A 17687-nucleotide genomic window follows, 5' to 3' on the forward strand; every position below is an offset into this window, starting at 1 on the left:
GTCTCAAGACCTAGCTATAATATTATCACTATTAAATTTAGCGAGCAAAACTCGTTATTTATTTTCGTAAATCTTAGGCTTCAAAATCCCAACGTAAGGTAAATTACGGTAATAACCTTCATAATCCATACCGTAACCAACGACGAATTCGTTTGGAACTTTAAAACCGACCCAATTAGGTTTGACATCGACTAGACGACCAGCGGGCTTATCAAATAACGTACAAATCCGAATTGATTTAGCACCACGGCCTCTTAAGAGCTTCTGTAAGAAATCAAGAGTCCGACCGGTATCAATAATGTCTTCAATGAATAAGACGTTCCGACCTTTAACGCTGGTATCAATATCTTTTTGCAACTTAACGTGTCCAGATGATTTAGTACCACCGTTGTAACTAGAAACATCGATAAAGTCCATCTGCATGTACGTGTCCATGTTACGGATAATATCAGTCATGAAAATGACGGCACCCTTTAAGACACCAATCACCAACGGTCGTTTTCCACGATACACTTTATCAAGTGTGTGGCCTAATTGCTGACACCGTTTTTGAATTTGCTGCTGGCTGTAAAGCGTTTTTAAAATATCATTATTCATAAGATGCCTAACCTCTTTTTTGAGCCCTTTTAACAATTAACCAATACGGCTTAGCGTTATCAGAAGCTTCTGTAAACGAAGCTTTAACTCCTAATAACGCTAAGCTGAAACCATTTTTAGTCTTTAATATCTGTGATGAATTACGATCATGGTTCGACAATTTCTTATCAATCCAAATTCGACGGACTTTTTGATGACCACCGTTCTTCAACCGAAGAACATCAGAAGACTGACCTTGTCGAACCTTGAGTGGAAAATCAAATTTCGATAAGTTGAATTTAAACTGTTTATGGAACTGGCTTAACGGCTTGCCAAAGACACCGAATTCGTCACCATTTAATAAACGATACCATTGATTGAGTTTAACTGAAAACGATGATTTAACGTTAGGTCCACTCAAAGACTGATCCTTAACAATACCAAATTGATGATAATCCTTTTGAAGATGTCGCTGATTACCAACGGCGATCCGACCTTGTGGTCGATCGTTATCGTTCAGTAAAATAATGACTTCATGCATCATTGGTGGCGTAATCATTAATTGGGAATCAAATTGACGAAATAATTCGTGTAACATCCCTAATTGAATCACCCGTGAAGATTTCATCAGTGGATCAAGTTTCCACCAATTATCTCGATCCGTCTTCAAAGGTTTAATCAACCGAGCGTTTAACAGCATGTTATCTTGAACCAATAACGTTAGCTGATGAACATAACTCCCGATATGGAATACTGCCCGTGGATCTTCTTGAGTCATCCAGGGTAATAAACGATGCCGCATTCGATTTCGAGTAATTTTTAACGAATAGTTCGTTCGATCTTCGTACCATTTGATGTGATGCTGAACAGCAAACTTTCGTAAATCATGTTTCGGCGTTTGTAAAAGTGGTCGAATTAGATAACCGTTCGCAAATTTACGGCATCGATGAATTCCGGTTAGCTCACGAATGTCACCACCACGAATTAAACGCATCAAAACGGTCTCATCTTGATCATTCAAATGATGCGCCGTCAACATCACTGAAGCGTGATGTTTTCTCATGACATGCTTAAAAAATCGGTAACGAAATTCGCGAGCTGCATTTTCAGTCCCTGTCTTCGGGTGATCCTGCTTCCGCCAATGCGCAACCACCAACGTCAGATGATGTTGATGACAATACTTACGAATGTATTTTTCTTCAGTCACACTAGCTTTTCGTAGTTCATGATTAACGTGAGCCACAATAATCTGGGGTCGATAGTACTTTAAATGCTCCAGTAAATACAGAAGCACCATTGAATCAACTCCGGTGGAGACCCCAATAACGACACGCGTCTTTCGGGTCCACCAACGATTGCGTTTGACTTCACTAGCTAACCGCTTAACTAAATTCAACTTAAGGCCTCTTAATTAACTGCGACGACCTCCACGGCCACCACGTTTACCTTCAGTATTTTTACGAATTACGGATAAACGGCTTTGACTCTGTTTAAGAAACTTAGACATAAGGTCGTTAAAGCTGCGCTTCCGGTGATAATTGTTGTGACCATGATAACGGCCGTGACCATAATTATAGCCATGTTCATTGTGACCATGATGGAAATGGCCATGACCATGTTCACCATGTTCGCCGTGTTCATGACGTTCATGATTATGTTCACGACGCTTCTTAAAGTATTCCTTACGTTCACTTTCTGGTAAAGCTCGTTTCATTGATAAACTGATCTTACCATCGTCACCAATCTTTAGAACTTTAACGGTAACCGTATCACCAATTTTTAAGACACCATGAATATCTTTAATAAATTTATCAGAAATTTCACTGATATGAACTAGTCCGGTTTTACCGTCAGCTAACGTAACAAAAGCGCCGAAACTAGTAATCCCAGTTACTTTGCCGGAAACCTTTGCTCCAACTTTAATTTCCATAAAAAATAAGATCCTCCTAAAAAGCTAAGGTGCTTTAATTATATCACAAAACCATTCAGAATAAGCACTAATCAAAATGGTGGATTCATTATTTATGTGTGACGTCACGGGCCACATCGCCGGGTAAACTATAGACCGTCTCGCCAGGTTTATGATAAAAATAACGTTGTCGAATCAACTGCTCCAAATAACCTTTATTATGAAGCTGTTTAACGTTCATCTTCAATTTACGGTGCTGTGATTTTTCCCGTGAAAGTTCGACCCGATCATTAACAATCTGTTGGTGCAGTTGAGATTTTTGCTGATTAGCATGAAATAACTGAAGCCCTAACACCAAGATCACTGTAATCATGATCACAATAATAATAATTTCTCGTAAATGATGGCGATGCCGTAGAATCTGTCGCACGTGTTTAACGTGCTGCTGATCACGTTCAAAAGCATCTGGATCCCACATTATTTCGTACCTCCATCAAAATTAATAAGTCTAATTATAGTCTTTACAGATTGTTTTTTCGTAAAGCTTCGGCTTCTTTTTTATAATTTCGGTTGTATTTCGTACCTAATACCGTATACATCTGGCTAGCGTCAGCTTTCTTCGTAGTTGCCAAAATCTGGTCAACCCGGATCGTTAAGGTCTTATTACCAAACTTAATGACGATTTTATCATCGGGTTCAACCTTGGTTGACGATTTCGCAACTCGGCCCTGAACTGTAATTCGACCCTGGTTAGCAATTTTCTTCGCTACCGGGCGTCGTTTAATAATTCGGGACACTTTTAAGAATTTATCTAATCGCATCATCATAATTTATTAATCTCCTTTCGATTGACATTACTTAGTGGCTTTTACCGCTCGCTTTGATTTTCGTTTTTTATTTCGTTTCTTAGTTTTAGCTGATTTAGACTTGGACTTGCCCAATTCATCCCGCCGTTTAGACAGCGATTCAATTAACTTGTAGATATCATCAAGCCAAGTTTCTTTCTTGACCATAAACGGTTGGATAGTCAAAATCATCTGCATCTTACCGTGTTTCTCGTCAATCGAAGCTTTGAATTGCGTTCTGGCGATTGCTCTCAAGAAGTCAGCTGATGAATATAGGTTGGTGCCAACTGTGGACATAATGACCGTAATCTTATTCTTGAGCCGGTGAACATTATCAACCAAGGCGTGATCCGCAGCCATTTTGATATGACTGATGGCTAACAGACGACGAACTGGTGCTGGGTACTTACCGAAACGATCGACCATATCACGCTTGATTCGATTAAACTGAGCGTCGCTCGACATCTCACGTAAACGCTTGTACATTTCAATCTTCTGTTGAGAATCACCAATGTACGACGTTGGCAGATAAGCTTCAACGTTCATCATGACGGTACTATTGGCCTTGCTATTCGGTGTACTGCCCTGTTTCTTAGCAACGGCATCGTTCAGCATCTGGGTATACATGTCATATCCAACGGAATTAATGAAACCGTGCTGCTGTTTACCCAATAGATTACCAGCTCCACGGAGTGACAAATCACGCATTGCAATCTTAAATCCAGAACCTAATTCAGTGAAGTCACGAATGGCTTCTAAACGCTTTTCACTTAACGGTGACAGAACTTTATTTGGTTTATACATCAGATAGGCATAGGCAACACGGTTACTACGACCGACACGTCCTCTGATCTGATATAACTGTGATAAGCCCATGTGATCTGCGTTTTCCACGAATAACGTGTTGGCATTTGGAATATCCACACCATTTCCGATGATGGTGGTGGTGACCAAAACGTTAAACTTCTTGTGGATGAATTTGAATAACGTGTCTTCCATAACGTTTTCGTCCATTTGACCATCAATGTAAGCAATCCGAGCTTTTGGAACTAGTTTATGAAGTTTTTTAACGGTTCGTTCAATATCACCAACTCGATTATGTAAGAAGAAGACTTGACCGCCACGTTCTAGTTCACGGGTAATCCCGTCTTGAATGGCTCCGTCATTTTCTTCCATAACGTAAGTCTGGATTGGCAAACGATTGGTCGGTGGCGTTTCAATAATCGACAGATCACGAAGACCGATCATCGACATGTTTAAGGTTCGTGGAATTGGGGTTGCTGTCAACGTCAGAACATCGATTGACGACTTCATCTGCTTAATTTTGTTTTTATGCTTAACACCAAATCTTTGCTCTTCATCGATGATCAATAAGCCTAGATCTTTAAAGCCAACGTCTTTAGATAATAGACGATGCGTGCCGACAACCACGTCAACGGAACCGTCTTTCATTCCTTTAATCGTTTCACGGATTTGTTTCGGGGTTCTAAATCGAGACAGAACGCCAACGTTAATATGAAAGCCCTTAAAACGATGCTTCATGGTCTCATAATGCTGGTGTGCTAAGACGGTCGTTGGAACTAGTAAAGCCACCTGTTTGTGGCCCTCAACGGCCTTAAATGCAGCTCGTAAGGCAACTTCAGTCTTACCATAGCCAACGTCACCGACCAACAATCGATCCATCGGGTGCGGTTTTTCCATATCGGCCTTAATTTCATCAACACTCCGGGCTTGGTCAGGCGTCAATTTATACTGAAAGTTAGCTTCAAACTGCTTCTGCCGAGCATCGTCAGGTGGAAAGGCGTAGCCCTTTTCGTGCGAACGTTTGGCATATAACGTAATTAAGCTACCAGCAATATCTTCAACTCGGCTGGCAACCCGTTTCTTAGTCCTGGCCCAGCTTTTACCACCTAATTTATTAATTCGCGGGTGACGATCTTCAGCGGAAACGTACTTCTGAATTAAATTTAACTGGGTGACTGGAACAAATAATTTCGCGTTGTTTCGGTAGGCAATGCTTAGATAATCACGATGTTTACCATCAATCTTGATGGTTTTCATCCCTAAGTATTTACCAATCCCATGGTTTACATGGACAACGTAATCGCCCGGCTTTATATCGGTATAACTCTTAATTCGTTGAGCATTAGCGAACGTCTGTCGACGGTGTTGGTGATGTCGAACCTGGTTAAATAGTTCCGATTCAGTAACGACAACTAGATTAGCGTCTTTAAAAATGAAACCGTTATTTAGCCGTTCTGGAATGATCTGAAATTTCTGGGGAATAATATGATCCCAGTTAGTTGGCGTGGCCTTCATGTCAAGAGTGTCTAAATCATTGGTGATCTTCTGCATCCGCTTTTTATTCGCAACCATGATCACAACAGTCTGCTTATCCTTAGCCCAGACTTTAGCTTCGGTCTTAAGTAACGGGATTTTGCCCCAAAAGTGCTGCATCGTTCGGGCTTGAATATCCTGGATCTGATCGATCTTCAAGCCACCCAGAGTCTTCTTAAACAACGCAAAGAATAACTGTGAAAAGTTACCCCGTTGACACTGTTTCCGGAAATCTAAGCTAAATTTAGTTCCGGAAATAATTTGGGCTGCTTCTAATTTACCTTCGGTCCAGTGTAGTTCATCCTGAACGATCTGCTTATTCGATTGAATCAACCGGCTATAGTCATTAAAGATCAGAACGGTCTGCTTCGGTAAGTAATCCATGATTGAATAGGCTTTGCCGTAGAGATCGTTGGCATATAGCAGCCACTGATTATCAGTAGCACCCTTCTGTAGACCCTGAATAATCGGTTTAATGTTAGCCGTCAGCATGCGCTTTAACTTATTATTTTTAATCGTCTTGTACGCATTATGTAAACGGGTGTTAACCTTTTTAGCTGCTGATTGGCGCTGAGCGTCGGTTAAGACAAAATCAGTTGCGGGAAGAATCTTGAAGCTATCGATCTTATTAATACTGGTTTGATCGGACACGTTAAAAATCCGAAGCGAGTCAACTTCGGTATCAAAGAAATCAATTCGAACTGGGTAATCGGCATTTAACGGATAAACATCCACAATCGAGCCACGAATTGAGAACTCACCGGGGCCAGACACAAAGTTTTTCCGTGAATAACCCATCTGATGAAGCATTAAACGGAGGTGTTCCAACTTAAAGTTGTCACCGCGTTTAACGTTAATCTGCGCCTGTTTAAATTCACTGGGTGCTGGTAACATCCGGCGAATCCCGGAAACTGAAGTGACGACCACAACGGGTTTACCAGTCTGTAACGCATGTAAAGCTCGAACCCGTTGGGCTCGATAATGAGGCGAACTGGTTGCGACTTCTGCGGCAATTAATTCTTCAACCGGAAATTCGTAAAGTTCATCCTGGGGGATCACGTTAGCTAAATCATCCGTAACCTGATGCATGTGGTGCAAGTTATCCACCACAAGTAGCATCGGCCGCTGAAGATCATGAAACATGGCGTCCAGGAATAACGTCTGAGCGGATCCCGACATCCCAGTAATCAACTGTCGAGTCGCCGGCTTTAATTTCTTAACAATGGCTTTATATTGCGGTAACTGAGTTAAATAACGTGTGAGCTCCAATGTATTCTTCCTCTCGCTGCACAACTAATCAGTTATATTTATTCATTAATCGCTTAATGTCCATCCCGTTAACCCAATCGTTCAAGGCATCAACAGCTTCTGATTTGGCCTTTTCAAAATACGGTTTCTGGGCAGCTGTAAACGGGCTTAAGACATAATCGTCAACGGCCATTCGTTTCGGATGCGCAGTACCAACCCGGATTCGATTAAAGCGGTTGGTGCCAATGCAACGAATAATGCTCTTGATTCCGTTATGACCACCGGCAGAACCATGGTCACGAATTCTGATCTTACCAACGGGTAAGTCCATGTCATCATAAGCTACGATCATGTCTTTGGTACTAAGCTTAAAAAAGTGCATTAACGGTTGAACAGCACCACCCGATAAATTCATGTCAGTAATCGGTTCAGCACAGATGACTTTTTCACCGTCAACTAATCCCGATCCAAAACGGGCATTCATCTTGACTTTGCCTAATACGATATGATGCTGGTCAGCAAAGGAATTAACAACCATAAAACCGGTGTTATGCCGAGTGGCTTCATATTGCATCCCAACGTTGCCCAAGCCAACAATTAATTTCATAACTATTTAACGTCCCTTTCAAGTACAACGATTATAATCAGTTTTATTATATCATACACGATAATCGAAACATCTAAGAGCGTTTAACCTCTAATCAAGTAAAAATAAAGGACGAAATATCATCATATTCCGTCCTCTTTATGTATTTTTAATTATCGTTAGTCACTTTGGTAACTTGAATCCAAGCCGATACTTTTTGCCAACGCTTGGTCAACCTGTTTCATCAGGTCATCATCCAAATGATCAATTCGATCACTTAGCCGTTGCTTATCGATCGTTCGGATCTGTTCCAACAAAATCACCGAATTTTTAGCAATCTTTGAATGCGCCGAACTGATCTTAACGTGGGTCGGCATTTTGGGCTTTGAATTCTGAGCAGTAATTGCAGCTACGATTACCGTTGGACTGTAGTGATTACCAACGTTATTCTGAATAATCAAAACGGGACGACTGCCGCCTTGTTCAGAACCAACAACGGGCGAAAGGTCTGCATAAAAAATATCGCCACGCTTAATTTTGATTTTTGGCATTTTGCATCATCTTCCGTCTTTAAAAAGATTAATTAATGTATTTTCGCGGTAATCGCTCGGTAAAGCCACAGGCAATTTCATAATGAATGGTGTGACTGTAATCAGCCATATCCTGCAAGCTAATTTCCTTATCGCCATCTTTGCCGATAATCGTAACCTTGGTCCCAGGTTCCATCTGGTGAGGTAACCGAACCATAAACTGATCCATGCATACCTGACCAATTACTGGACAGAACTGACCGTCGATCAAAACGTGAAAGCCCTTCAAATTACGATGAAAGCCATCAGCGTAACCAATCGGCACCGTCCCGATCCATTGATCATCGCCAGTCGTATATGTAGCACCATAACCAATCGAGCGACCTGGCTTCACTAATTTAACGTAGCTCAATTCGGTCGTCACCGTCATGGCTGGTTCTAACTTAAACGGTGGCTTTAACGCACCTGCTGATGGATTAAGTCCGTAACCAGCGGCACCATAACGAATCATGTTGCCGTTACACTTCTGGTGCCATAAACTGGTGGCTGAATTTGAAACGTGAACGAACTTTGGTCGTGGCTTGACAACTTCCATTAACTTATTAAAGCGGTTAACCTGTAACTTAAAATACTTATCATCAGGTGAATCAGCCGTTGCAAAATGGGTGAAGATCCCTTCAAAATCAAGCTGATTATGATCTTGTTTAATCGCCTTTAAAGCCTGTTTCAAGCCGGTCTGAGTCTGAAAACCAATTCGGCCCATTCCGGTATCCAAACCAATGTGAACCCTTAACGGATCCTTAATGCTCTGCTTCCGTAAAAGCTGGGCGGCTTTCTGTAACCATTTAGCTGAAGAAACGGTCAATGAAACGTGTTCCTTAGCCGCAACCGGAACGGCATTCAAATCAGTTAAGCCTAACACCAGGATCGGATCCTGAAGGCCAGCTTTTCTGAGCTCTAAAGCTTCATCTAAAATTGCCACACAAAAACCAGATGCACCGGCCTTTTTAGCGACTTTCGCAACTTCGACGGCACCGTGGCCATAACCATTGGCTTTAACCACCATAAATAAACGGGTTCCGTGATCTAATCGTTCGTATTCTGAATGAATATTATGATATAAAGCGGCTCGATTGACAATTACCTGGGCGTTTCGATGAACCCCAACTGCCATTTCGCAACACTTCCTCCTATTTAAATAACTCATTAATCTTAACACACTATTTAACGAGAAAGGGCGCCATAGCCAAATGCCACGGCTCCCTTAGTCAGTTCTTAACGTTAATTAATTATTTATTTAGTAATCTTTGCTAAAACTTTTTCTAGATGAATACCGTGACTAGCTTTTAACATAACTTCATCACGTGACGTTAACTCCTGCTCTAGATCATGAGTCAACTGCGGTAACTGGTCAGCTTGATAATAGTGGACCGCATTAGTAGGATACTTATCAGCTAAAGCTGCTTTCAAAGCGGCCATATCAGTACCAACCAAGTATACCGACTGAATCTTCTTCGGATCCAAATCCTTAGCTAACGACGCGTGCATTGCCTTTGAATCAGATCCCAATTCAAGCATATCACCTAAAACGGCAATTCGTTTGCCGTCAGTATGAGTAGCGGAAAAAGTCTTCAAAACGGCACGGGCTGCACTAGGGTTCGAGTTATAAACATCACTTAATACGGGTTCGCCCTTTTTACCCGTCATCCATTCAGTTCGATTCTGAGTCAGAGAAGCGTTCATCAAGCCCTTTTGCATGTCCTCTGGTGAAACACTGAATAAAGAGGCGATTAGCATTGCGGCACAGGCGTTGTTGACATTGTAATGGCCGATGATCGGGATCGTAAACTGTTTCCCTGGATATCGGTTAACCGTAAATGACGTCTTAGTGTCATAGCCCTTAATCTGGGTGGGATAGATATCGTTAGAATGCTGGTCACCAAAGGTTAATTGTTTCTGGCTCACCTTTTTAGCTCGAGCCTGTAATAATGGTTCGTCACCGTTAAATAAAAACGTCCCGTCAGCTTTTAAACCATGGGTGATTTCCATCTTAGCGTTGGCAATCCCGGCTCGACTACCCAGATTTTCGATATGGGCCTCACCAATCATTGTAATCAACGCAACGTCAGGTTCAGCTATTTTGCTCAACTTATCTAGCTGGCCATAATTATCCATGCCCATTTCAACGACTAAGACCTGTGTGTCAGGGTTCATTGATAAAATGGTAACCGGAACCCCAATCGCGTTATTAAAACTTGCGTGGGTCTTAGTAACCCGGTACTTAGTGGATAAGATGGCGGTGGTTAAATCTTTAGTGGTCGTTTTACCGTTACTTCCCGTAATCGCAACGACCTTCGGATTAACTTTTTGACGATAATAATTAGCTAATGTCTGTAAAGCCTTTAACGGATTATCAACCACGATAATTGGAAAATCCTTCGGTGGATTCGGGTGATCTGCGGCCCAAAAACTAGCTACAGCACCGTTTTTGCGAGCGCTTGGTAGATATTTATGACCATCACGCTTTCCCGTTAACGGGACAAATAAAGCCCCCGGTTTTAACCGACGACTATCAAACGCGGCGTTCGTAACGACCTGATCACTATACTTGCTGACGTCATTCTTAGCGGAAACGGCGCGAGCAACTTCTTCGACTGTCATCCTCATATATTGGAATCGCTTCTTTCAATCAACACCATATTTAATGCATTTTGTAATTTTTAACGTGGAACTGCCACTTTTTCTCAGGTTCATTATATAGCAGCCAACCAATTTTCTTTGTATTTTGATAAATATCCGATTTATAGTACCAGGTTGATTGAGCGTCTGGGAACTTTTCAACCAGTAACGGAATTTTAAAAATGCGGTGATGCTTAACCTTATCGGTTTCATCGAACGCAATGATCATGCCATTCTCAGTAATGTTAACTAATTGCTTCAGAATTGCCAATGGTACGTCGGCGACGTGAAAACTAAAGCGGTTCAACTTTCCCAGCGGCATAAAATGCAAATGACTGTGGAAATTCTTGGCCGTTAGTAACATATGTCGTTTAACGGAGTTATTTAAAACCCGGTTAAACGTAAGTAACCGTTCATAATAAATTTTTGTAAAATGCGACCGCATCATCAGATAGATATAATGATTATGTAACTTTGAAGAAAACGCGTCATGCATTGGGAAGCCCATGTGACTCAGGTATAACAATTCAGCAATTTCATAATCCAGAAGTTCATCCAGATCTTCGTTACTGTGATAATCAATAACTCGTTTGTTATTAATTTGATCGTTCAATAAGTACGCCTTAACGTTCTGTTGTCCTTGAATCACACTGAACTTAGTGTGGGCGTTTAGACCGTTCGCGTGACGGCGATCATCATTAAGTAATATAATATTATGCGGAATTTCCTTTAATCCTCGAACAAAGTCGATCGAGTCAATTCCTCTTGCAACGACCATTCTCCGTACGATATCGGTACTAACGTAAATAAAATTATTCCGCATTGCAAAATCACGCTTTCTTATCACGTGATTAATTATACTATGGTTCGAGGTATTTTCCGTTACAGTGCGTTTACATTTTGTATCAAGGATGTGAATTATAACTAAAGTATTATTCGTTTGTCTAGGTAACGTTTGTCGATCAGCAATGGCTAACGCCATCTTTCGCAGGTTAGTTAAACAAGCTGGTGTTCAGAATCAATACCAGATTGATTCCGCCGGAACTAGTGATGAAGAACAGGGCCACTATCCCAATCCGCACGTTAGGAAAATCCTATCACAACACGGTTACGACTGGCGTTATCTGCACGCTCGTAAAATCACACCGCGTGATTATAAATGGGCTGACTACATTATCGGGATGGATACTCAGAACGTTGCTGATTTAAAAATTAACGCTCCGTTAGGCTGTCGGTCTAAGATCCATCTCTGTTTAAACATCTTGCCTGATCATCATGGTCAGGAGATTCCGGATCCCTGGTACACCCACAAATTTAGTTATACCTATAACGTCTTAGTGAAAGTGTTGCCCGTCTGGCTACGTTATTTTCAAAAGCATTCTAAAAATTAAGTAAAATAAAAAGCCGTTAAGTTAATAACTTAACGACTTTTTTAATGATTTAATTCAAATTACTTATTGCTCTTTTTGTCCAAGCCGTAACGCTTATTGAACTTATCTACGGCACCGGCAGTCTTAGTCATGCTTTCCTGACCAGTGTAGAATGGATGAGAACTTGACGAAATTTCAACTAGGATTAATGGGTATTTCTTACCATCTTTCCAAGTGATCGTCTGATTGGACTTACAAGTAGAACCGGTCTTAAATGCATAACCAGTACTTGTATCCTTAAATACGACTTGGTGGTAATCTGGATGGATTCCTTTCTTCATACTATATCGCTCCTTTGCCCTGAATCATTTTCTTTGAATCAGAGATTATCGATTAGTCGACCTTGCAATAATAACATCATTTGGGCCGTTTATCAATTTTCTCTGAATTATTCTCTTACTAATTCAACGTTCGCGTTAAGGTTAGTTAACTTACCGATGATATTATCATAACCACGTAAAATATTGCCGGCTTTTGAAATTACGGTCGTACCATGAGCCATCAATCCGGCAATTACGTCGGCAGCGCCCGCTCGAATTTCATCAGCTTCAATATGGGCTCCTGTTAAATGATCAGTGTGGTTAATAATGATTAACCCTTGCTTATTAACGTGAATATTAGCGCCCATTTTAGCCAACTGAGCAACGTGTTTATTTCGATGAGGATAAATGGTATCACGAATCACACTCTGGCCATCGGCCTTTAATAATAATGGCGTGATGGGCTGCTGTAGATCAGTCGCAAATCCCGGGAATGGATGGGTAGTAATCTTGACACCCTTACAATGAGTGATCTTCGGAACATAAATCTGATCCTTACCGATCTTCAATTTGATCTCCATTTCATGAAGCTTGTCCAAGAACGATTGTAAGTGATCAGGAATTACGTTCTTAATCAGGATCCCGTCACCAACGGCTGCTGCCATTGATAAATAGGTCCCAGCTTCGATTCGATCAGGAATAATCCGGTGCGGCTTAGTAGTTCTCAAAGATTTAACACCGTGAATCGTAATGGTATGAGTACCTTCACCAGAAATGTGAGCGCCCATTTCCTTTAAGAAATTCACAACATCAATAATTTCGGGTTCTTTAGCTGCATTCTCAATTACGGTAGTGCCATGGGCTTTAACCGCCGCCAGAAGTGAATTGATGGTAGCGCCAACTGAAACCATTGCCAGATGAATCCGAGCACCATGTAAACCTTTCCCGTGGGTTGTTAAATGAATACAGCCGTTATTTTCGGTAACGGTTGCACCTAAACTACGGAAAGCCTTGATATGCTGATCAATCGGTCTGGGGCCAAAACTATCACCACCGGGTAAATTAACGGTTGCATGACCAAATTTACCTAACAAAGCACCCATGAAGTAATACGATGCTCTCAAACTAGCAATCGCTTTGCCCGACAACTTATTATCCTTAATATGAGTTGGGTCAATTGTAATGTTACGGTGAACAAATTCAGAAGGTACGTTCATCGATTCCAAAATCACCATTAGATTATGAACATCCAAGATATCAGGGACCATTAAAAATTTAACGGGTGTATCCGCTAGAATAGCTGCCGGAATCAGAGCCACGGTACTATTTTTAGCTCCACCAATCGTAACTTCGCCTGATAACCGGTTGCCACCATGAATTATCATTTCGTTCATTTTTTATTTCCTCACTTAATTTTCGTTAACTAGAAATGATTGTGGCAATTTAAATGCCTTGTAAATGATAAATCTTGAACCGAGTTAACGCAAGCTTATTACTTAGCTGATTTACTAGAATAGTGCTGACCAAAAGCAGCCTTCACAAACGACTTGAATAAACCTTCCGGTCGGGTTGGTCTGGATAAGAATTCTGGATGGTATTGTGAACCAACGAAGAACTTCTTGTTTGGTAATTCAACCACTTCAACCAAATGATTATCCGGTGAAGTTCCTGAGATTACCAAGCCGTGCTTAGTCATTGGTTTACGGTAAGCATTATTGAATTCGTAACGATGACGATGACGTTCATGAATCAATTTCTTACCACCGTATGCCTTAGCGGTTACGGTACCAGGCTTTAACTTACATGGGTAAGAGCCTAGACGTTGGGTACCACCCATGTCGTTGATATCAGATTGATCAGCCATTAAATCAATTACTTTGTGTGGTGTATAAGGATCAAATTCAGTTGAGTTAGCGTCCTTTTCACCTAAGACGTCACGAGCAAATTCGATACTAGCAATCTGCATTCCTAAGCAAATCCCTAAGTACGGAACGTTGTGAACTCGAGCGTAACGGCAAGCTCTGATCATGCCTTCAATTCCACGGCTACCAAAACCACCTGGAATTAAGATTCCGTCAGCGCCACCTAAGATCTTGGCGGCAACTTTGTCATTAGTAATCTTTTCAGCATCGATGTAGTTAATGTTAACTTTAGAATTTAATGGATATCCAGCGTGCTTTAAAGCGGCATCAACTGAAATGTATGCATCCTTTAAGGAAACGTACTTACCAACTAAATCGATGTTAAGGGTCTTCTTTAAGTGAAGAACACGGTAAGTTAATTTCTTCCATTCGGTCATGTTGGCTTTCGGTGCTTTGATACCTAAGTGCTTTAAAATACCTTCATCAAGGCCTTGTTTCTGTAATATTAACGGAACGGCATAAATCGTTGGTTCATCCAAGGACTGAACAACAGCGTTAGTTGGGACGTCACAGAACAGGGAAATCTTCTTGATCATGGTTGGTGTCATTGGTTTTTCGTTACGGGTAACGATAAAGTTCGGGTGAATTCCGTAGGCCTGTAACTTCTGAACACTATGTTGAGTCGGTTTAGTCTTCATTTCCTTAGCGGCGTGAAGATAAGGAACTAACGTAACGTGAACGTAGCAGACGTTATTGGCACCCACATCATTCTTCATTTCACGAATGGCTTCTAAGAATGGTAAGGATTCCATATCACCAACGGTCCCGCCGATTTCGGTGATGACGACGTCAGCATTAGTCTTCTTGGCATCCTGTTCGATCTTACTCTTGATCATCCCGGTAATATGAGGAATTACCTGAACACAGGCACCTAAATAGTCACCGTGACGTTCTTTACTAATAACTTCGGAATAAACCTGACCAGTGGTCAAATTAGAATACTTGTTCAAATTATTATCAATAAAACGTTCATAATGACCTAAATCTAAATCGGTTTCGGCACCGTCATCCGTAACGAAGACTTCACCATGCTGATACGGACTCATGGTTCCTGGGTCAACGTTAATGTACGGATCACACTTCTGGATCGTAATGTTCAGACCACGATTTTTCAGTAAACGACCGATTGAAGCTGAAACGATACCTTTACCTAAAGACGAACACACACCGCCGGTAACAAAAATATATTTAGTCAATGCTCTGTCTCTCCTCTTATTACTTAATCTCAGAAGGCCTTATAAAAACATAAAAGCCTCCTATTTCATTGAACAGGAAGCTTTTATCAAGTATTTTTCGAACTAATGTAACCTCACGATAAATCATGGGGCGCCCTAATAAAAATCATACTTGGAAATAATTAAATTGTCAAAATCTTAATTATCTTTACGCTTATTCTGGGTCTTGTTAAATTCTTCTTCAGTCAACGGGTTATCATTACCTGAATGCTTAAGGTCTTCACGGTAACCACGTTCTTCGGAATTCAAGTTTTCGTCGTCAGAACTTTCGTTGTAGTCGATAACGTCATCGTTTTCACTAGCGTCATCTAAAAAGGCGTCAATTTTACGACGAGGCTGTTTAGGTGCCGTAGCATCTTCATCTTCGGGCTTAACCGTAGCTTCGTTGATGGAATTATATGGATACCAGGTGCGTAAGCCCCATAAGTTATCACCTAATGAGATGAAACTGCCGTCAGTGTTCAAATCCGTGTAGAACTGAACAATTCGGCTTCGAATGTTGGCATTGGAAGCACCCATGTACTTCTGAATTTCGTTAGTTAAGTCAGCGAAAGATAAAACATCGCCACGTTTTTGTAAAATTGCGTGGGCAACTTCAACCATCGATAATTCATCTTTGTTTTCAGTATCAAGCTTGCCTAGCTTCAAACGACGCACGTCCTTTCACACTATATGATTCTCTAATCTTACTTTTTAATTTTAATCGTTTAGACGGTAAATTGCAATCTCAATTGGTAACGGCCTAATAATTGTTCCTGGGCGTATAAATTATAATCAACCATAACGTTACCACTCAAAGGCTGATTTTGATATTGAATATCTAAGTTTGGTGTTACCGTTTCGATTGGTAATAAACCATAAGGTGTCTGGTAGCGAGCTTCAACCCGTTTACCCTGAATAAAGTCAAGCTGGAGTTTATTTTCGCCCGCTCGGGTTAACTTAACGTGGCCATTAGCGTTAATACGAATGGTTACTGGAACACCATGACCATCATGATTATCGTCTTCCATAAAGCGAAGGTAAATGGTGTCTCCGATTTGAAATAGTTTGCCGTCAACGTCAAAGTTGTAATTTGAAACATCACCAGCCTGCTCAATGGTGGTGGCTAGATGAATCTCAACGGGCTGTTCAGCAGAGCCTGCTGCAACATCATCGTTAAACACTAACATGACCTCCCCTCTGTTATATTATCAACTAATTTAATTGTATATCAGATTAGTTACGTTTAACATAATTCTAGTTTTTAAGCTCTATAATACCTGGTAAAATAATCGATGAAAACATTTTATTTAAAGGATGACTGAAATGGACATTAAAATGATTGGGATCGACATTGACGGGACCTTAGTTAACGATAAAAAGCAACTAACTCCCGTCACCGAAAAGGTAATCAAAGCCGCCATGCGAAAAGGCGTCAAGATCGTTATCTGTACCGGCCGACCGTTAGCTGGTACTCAACAATACTTAAACCAGCTTGGAATCACGGGCCGTGACAATTATGTCGTCGGCTTCAACGGTGCCATCGCTCAGAGTACTGACGGTGAAATTATCGATGATTACCGTTTAAGTTACGATAATTTCTTAACGAACGAAATGATCAGCCGTAAGTTCGGCGTTAATTTCCAAATTGAAACCCCGAACGCCATTTACGCTTTAAACCGTGACATCAGTAAATACACCGTTTACGAAGCTCGTCTGGTCCACTTACCATTAAAATATCGGACTCCAGAAGAAATTAAGCCTGACCTAAGCATCTCCAAGACGATGTGGATCAGTGAACCTGATAAAATCACTAATCTAAAGAAGCACATCCCACAATCATTAAAGGACCGGATGTATATCGTTCAGACTGAACCGGTCTTCTTGGAAGCTATGCACAAAGGTGTTTCCAAGGGTCAAACCCTAATCAAGTTAGCCAGTCAAATTGGCCTTAAGCCAGAAAACGTAATGGCCATGGGTGATCAAGGTAACGATGTTTCCCTTATGAAATACGCTGGCTTAGGCGTTGGTATGGCCAACGGCATTGAAGACGTTAAACGAAATGCTGATTTTATAACTAAGAACAATAACGAAAACGGTGTTGCTTACGCCATCAAGAAATTTGTTTTAGATAAATAAGCCAAATTAATT

General features: G+C 41.1%; 18 protein-coding genes. 2 read left to right on the forward strand and 16 right to left on the reverse strand.

Features of this window, described 5'->3' with window-relative positions:
• Positions 1-54 precede the first annotated feature (54 nt).
• The 11 genes from hpt to ELX58_RS07195 form a co-directional block, all read right to left on the reverse strand.
• Positions 55-597, reverse strand: a complete 543-nt coding sequence (gene hpt, locus ELX58_RS07145; RefSeq protein WP_133442424.1) for a hypoxanthine phosphoribosyltransferase — start codon at positions 595-597, stop codon at positions 55-57.
• A gap of 7 nt (positions 598-604) precedes the next feature.
• Complete coding sequence (gene tilS, locus ELX58_RS07150) at positions 605-1972, reverse strand: tRNA lysidine(34) synthetase TilS (RefSeq protein ID WP_133442425.1); 1368 nt, start codon at positions 1970-1972, stop codon at positions 605-607.
• Positions 1973-1987: 15 nt separating this feature from the next.
• Positions 1988-2506 carry a S1 domain-containing RNA-binding protein gene (locus tag ELX58_RS07155; protein WP_133442426.1) on the reverse strand — a complete coding sequence of 173 codons (519 nt, stop codon included), beginning with the start codon at positions 2504-2506 and terminating at the stop codon, positions 1988-1990.
• An 88-nt stretch (positions 2507-2594) separates the two neighbouring features.
• Entirely contained in the window at positions 2595-2963 is a 369-nt protein-coding gene (locus ELX58_RS07160) for an FtsB family cell division protein (RefSeq protein WP_133442427.1), read from the reverse strand.
• 43 nt (positions 2964-3006) lie between these two features.
• Positions 3007-3306 (reverse strand): RNA-binding S4 domain-containing protein, encoded by a 300-nt coding sequence (locus ELX58_RS07165; protein WP_133442597.1) that lies wholly within the window; start codon positions 3304-3306, stop codon positions 3007-3009.
• A gap of 33 nt (positions 3307-3339) precedes the next feature.
• Positions 3340-6936: a transcription-repair coupling factor gene (mfd, locus tag ELX58_RS07170; RefSeq protein ID WP_236747672.1), complete on the reverse strand. Its 3597-nt coding sequence runs from the start codon at positions 6934-6936 to the stop codon at positions 3340-3342.
• Between the two features lie 28 nt (positions 6937-6964).
• Positions 6965-7522 (reverse strand): aminoacyl-tRNA hydrolase, encoded by a 558-nt coding sequence (gene pth / locus ELX58_RS07175; RefSeq protein ID WP_133442428.1) that lies wholly within the window; start codon positions 7520-7522, stop codon positions 6965-6967.
• 158 nt (positions 7523-7680) lie between these two features.
• Positions 7681-8052 carry a type II toxin-antitoxin system PemK/MazF family toxin gene (locus ELX58_RS07180; RefSeq protein WP_133442429.1) on the reverse strand — a complete coding sequence of 124 codons (372 nt, stop codon included), beginning with the start codon at positions 8050-8052 and terminating at the stop codon, positions 7681-7683.
• A gap of 28 nt (positions 8053-8080) precedes the next feature.
• Positions 8081-9205, reverse strand: a complete 1125-nt coding sequence (alr, locus tag ELX58_RS07185; protein WP_133442430.1) for an alanine racemase — start codon at positions 9203-9205, stop codon at positions 8081-8083.
• A 119-nt stretch (positions 9206-9324) separates the two neighbouring features.
• The gene (locus tag ELX58_RS07190) at positions 9325-10698 is read right to left on the reverse strand and encodes a UDP-N-acetylmuramoyl-tripeptide--D-alanyl-D-alanine ligase (RefSeq protein ID WP_133442431.1); all 1374 of its coding nucleotides are present in this window, start codon (positions 10696-10698) and stop codon (positions 9325-9327) included.
• Between the two features lie 34 nt (positions 10699-10732).
• On the reverse strand, positions 10733-11533 hold the full coding sequence (locus ELX58_RS07195; protein ID WP_133442432.1) for a hypothetical protein: 801 nt from the start codon (positions 11531-11533) through the stop codon (positions 10733-10735).
• 145 nt (positions 11534-11678) lie between these two features.
• Between ELX58_RS07195 and ELX58_RS07200 the strand changes: the two genes are divergently transcribed.
• Positions 11679-12101: a low molecular weight protein-tyrosine-phosphatase gene (locus ELX58_RS07200; protein WP_236747673.1), complete on the forward strand. Its 423-nt coding sequence runs from the start codon at positions 11679-11681 to the stop codon at positions 12099-12101.
• A gap of 59 nt (positions 12102-12160) precedes the next feature.
• Here the strand turns inward: ELX58_RS07200 and ELX58_RS07205 are convergent, their stop codons facing one another.
• The 5 genes from ELX58_RS07205 to ELX58_RS07225 all read right to left on the reverse strand — a co-directional run bounded on the left by ELX58_RS07205 (position 12161) and on the right by ELX58_RS07225 (position 16720).
• Positions 12161-12421, reverse strand: a complete 261-nt coding sequence (locus ELX58_RS07205) for a type B 50S ribosomal protein L31 (RefSeq protein WP_133442434.1) — start codon at positions 12419-12421, stop codon at positions 12161-12163.
• A gap of 107 nt (positions 12422-12528) precedes the next feature.
• Positions 12529-13794, reverse strand: coding sequence for a UDP-N-acetylglucosamine 1-carboxyvinyltransferase (locus ELX58_RS07210; RefSeq protein ID WP_133442435.1), 1266 nt, complete (start codon positions 13792-13794; stop codon positions 12529-12531).
• Between the two features lie 98 nt (positions 13795-13892).
• On the reverse strand, positions 13893-15518 hold the full coding sequence (locus tag ELX58_RS07215) for a CTP synthase (RefSeq protein ID WP_133442436.1): 1626 nt from the start codon (positions 15516-15518) through the stop codon (positions 13893-13895).
• A 177-nt stretch (positions 15519-15695) separates the two neighbouring features.
• Positions 15696-16205 (reverse strand): DNA-directed RNA polymerase subunit delta, encoded by a 510-nt coding sequence (rpoE, locus tag ELX58_RS07220; protein WP_418620897.1) that lies wholly within the window; start codon positions 16203-16205, stop codon positions 15696-15698.
• A gap of 59 nt (positions 16206-16264) precedes the next feature.
• Entirely contained in the window at positions 16265-16720 is a 456-nt protein-coding gene (locus tag ELX58_RS07225; RefSeq protein ID WP_236747674.1) for a YwiB family protein, read from the reverse strand.
• A 142-nt stretch (positions 16721-16862) separates the two neighbouring features.
• Between ELX58_RS07225 and yidA the strand changes: the two genes are divergently transcribed.
• On the forward strand, positions 16863-17675 hold the full coding sequence (gene yidA / locus ELX58_RS07230; RefSeq protein WP_133442438.1) for a sugar-phosphatase: 813 nt from the start codon (positions 16863-16865) through the stop codon (positions 17673-17675).
• The last annotated feature ends 12 nt before the right edge of the window (positions 17676-17687 follow it).

This window comes from Acetilactobacillus jinshanensis, assembly GCF_004359375.1.
Lineage (GTDB): Bacteria > Bacillota > Bacilli > Lactobacillales > Lactobacillaceae > Acetilactobacillus > Acetilactobacillus jinshanensis.

Bases quoted from the DNA above. Each gene is read 5' to 3' on its own strand.
- hpt (WP_133442424.1), bottom strand. From the start codon at position 597: ATGAATAATGATATTTTAAAAACGCTTTACAGCCAGCAGCAAATTCAA.
- ELX58_RS07155 (WP_133442426.1), bottom strand. From the start codon at position 2,506: ATGGAAATTAAAGTTGGAGCAAAGGTTTCCGGCAAAGTAACTGGGATT.
- ELX58_RS07160 (WP_133442427.1), bottom strand. From the start codon at position 2,963: ATGTGGGATCCAGATGCTTTTGAACGTGATCAGCAGCACGTTAAACAC.
- ELX58_RS07165 (WP_133442597.1), bottom strand. From the start codon at position 3,306: ATGCGATTAGATAAATTCTTAAAAGTGTCCCGAATTATTAAACGACGC.
- pth (WP_133442428.1), bottom strand. From the start codon at position 7,522: ATGAAATTAATTGTTGGCTTGGGCAACGTTGGGATGCAATATGAAGCC.
- ELX58_RS07180 (WP_133442429.1), bottom strand. From the start codon at position 8,052: ATGCCAAAAATCAAAATTAAGCGTGGCGATATTTTTTATGCAGACCTT.
- alr (WP_133442430.1), bottom strand. From the start codon at position 9,205: ATGGCAGTTGGGGTTCATCGAAACGCCCAGGTAATTGTCAATCGAGCC.
- ELX58_RS07190 (WP_133442431.1), bottom strand. From the start codon at position 10,698: ATGAGGATGACAGTCGAAGAAGTTGCTCGCGCCGTTTCCGCTAAGAAT.
- ELX58_RS07195 (WP_133442432.1), bottom strand. From the start codon at position 11,533: ATGCGGAATAATTTTATTTACGTTAGTACCGATATCGTACGGAGAATG.
- ELX58_RS07200 (WP_236747673.1), top strand. From the start codon at position 11,679: ATGGCTAACGCCATCTTTCGCAGGTTAGTTAAACAAGCTGGTGTTCAG.
- ELX58_RS07205 (WP_133442434.1), bottom strand. From the start codon at position 12,421: ATGAAGAAAGGAATCCATCCAGATTACCACCAAGTCGTATTTAAGGAT.
- ELX58_RS07210 (WP_133442435.1), bottom strand. From the start codon at position 13,794: ATGAACGAAATGATAATTCATGGTGGCAACCGGTTATCAGGCGAAGTT.
- yidA (WP_133442438.1), top strand. From the start codon at position 16,863: ATGGACATTAAAATGATTGGGATCGACATTGACGGGACCTTAGTTAAC.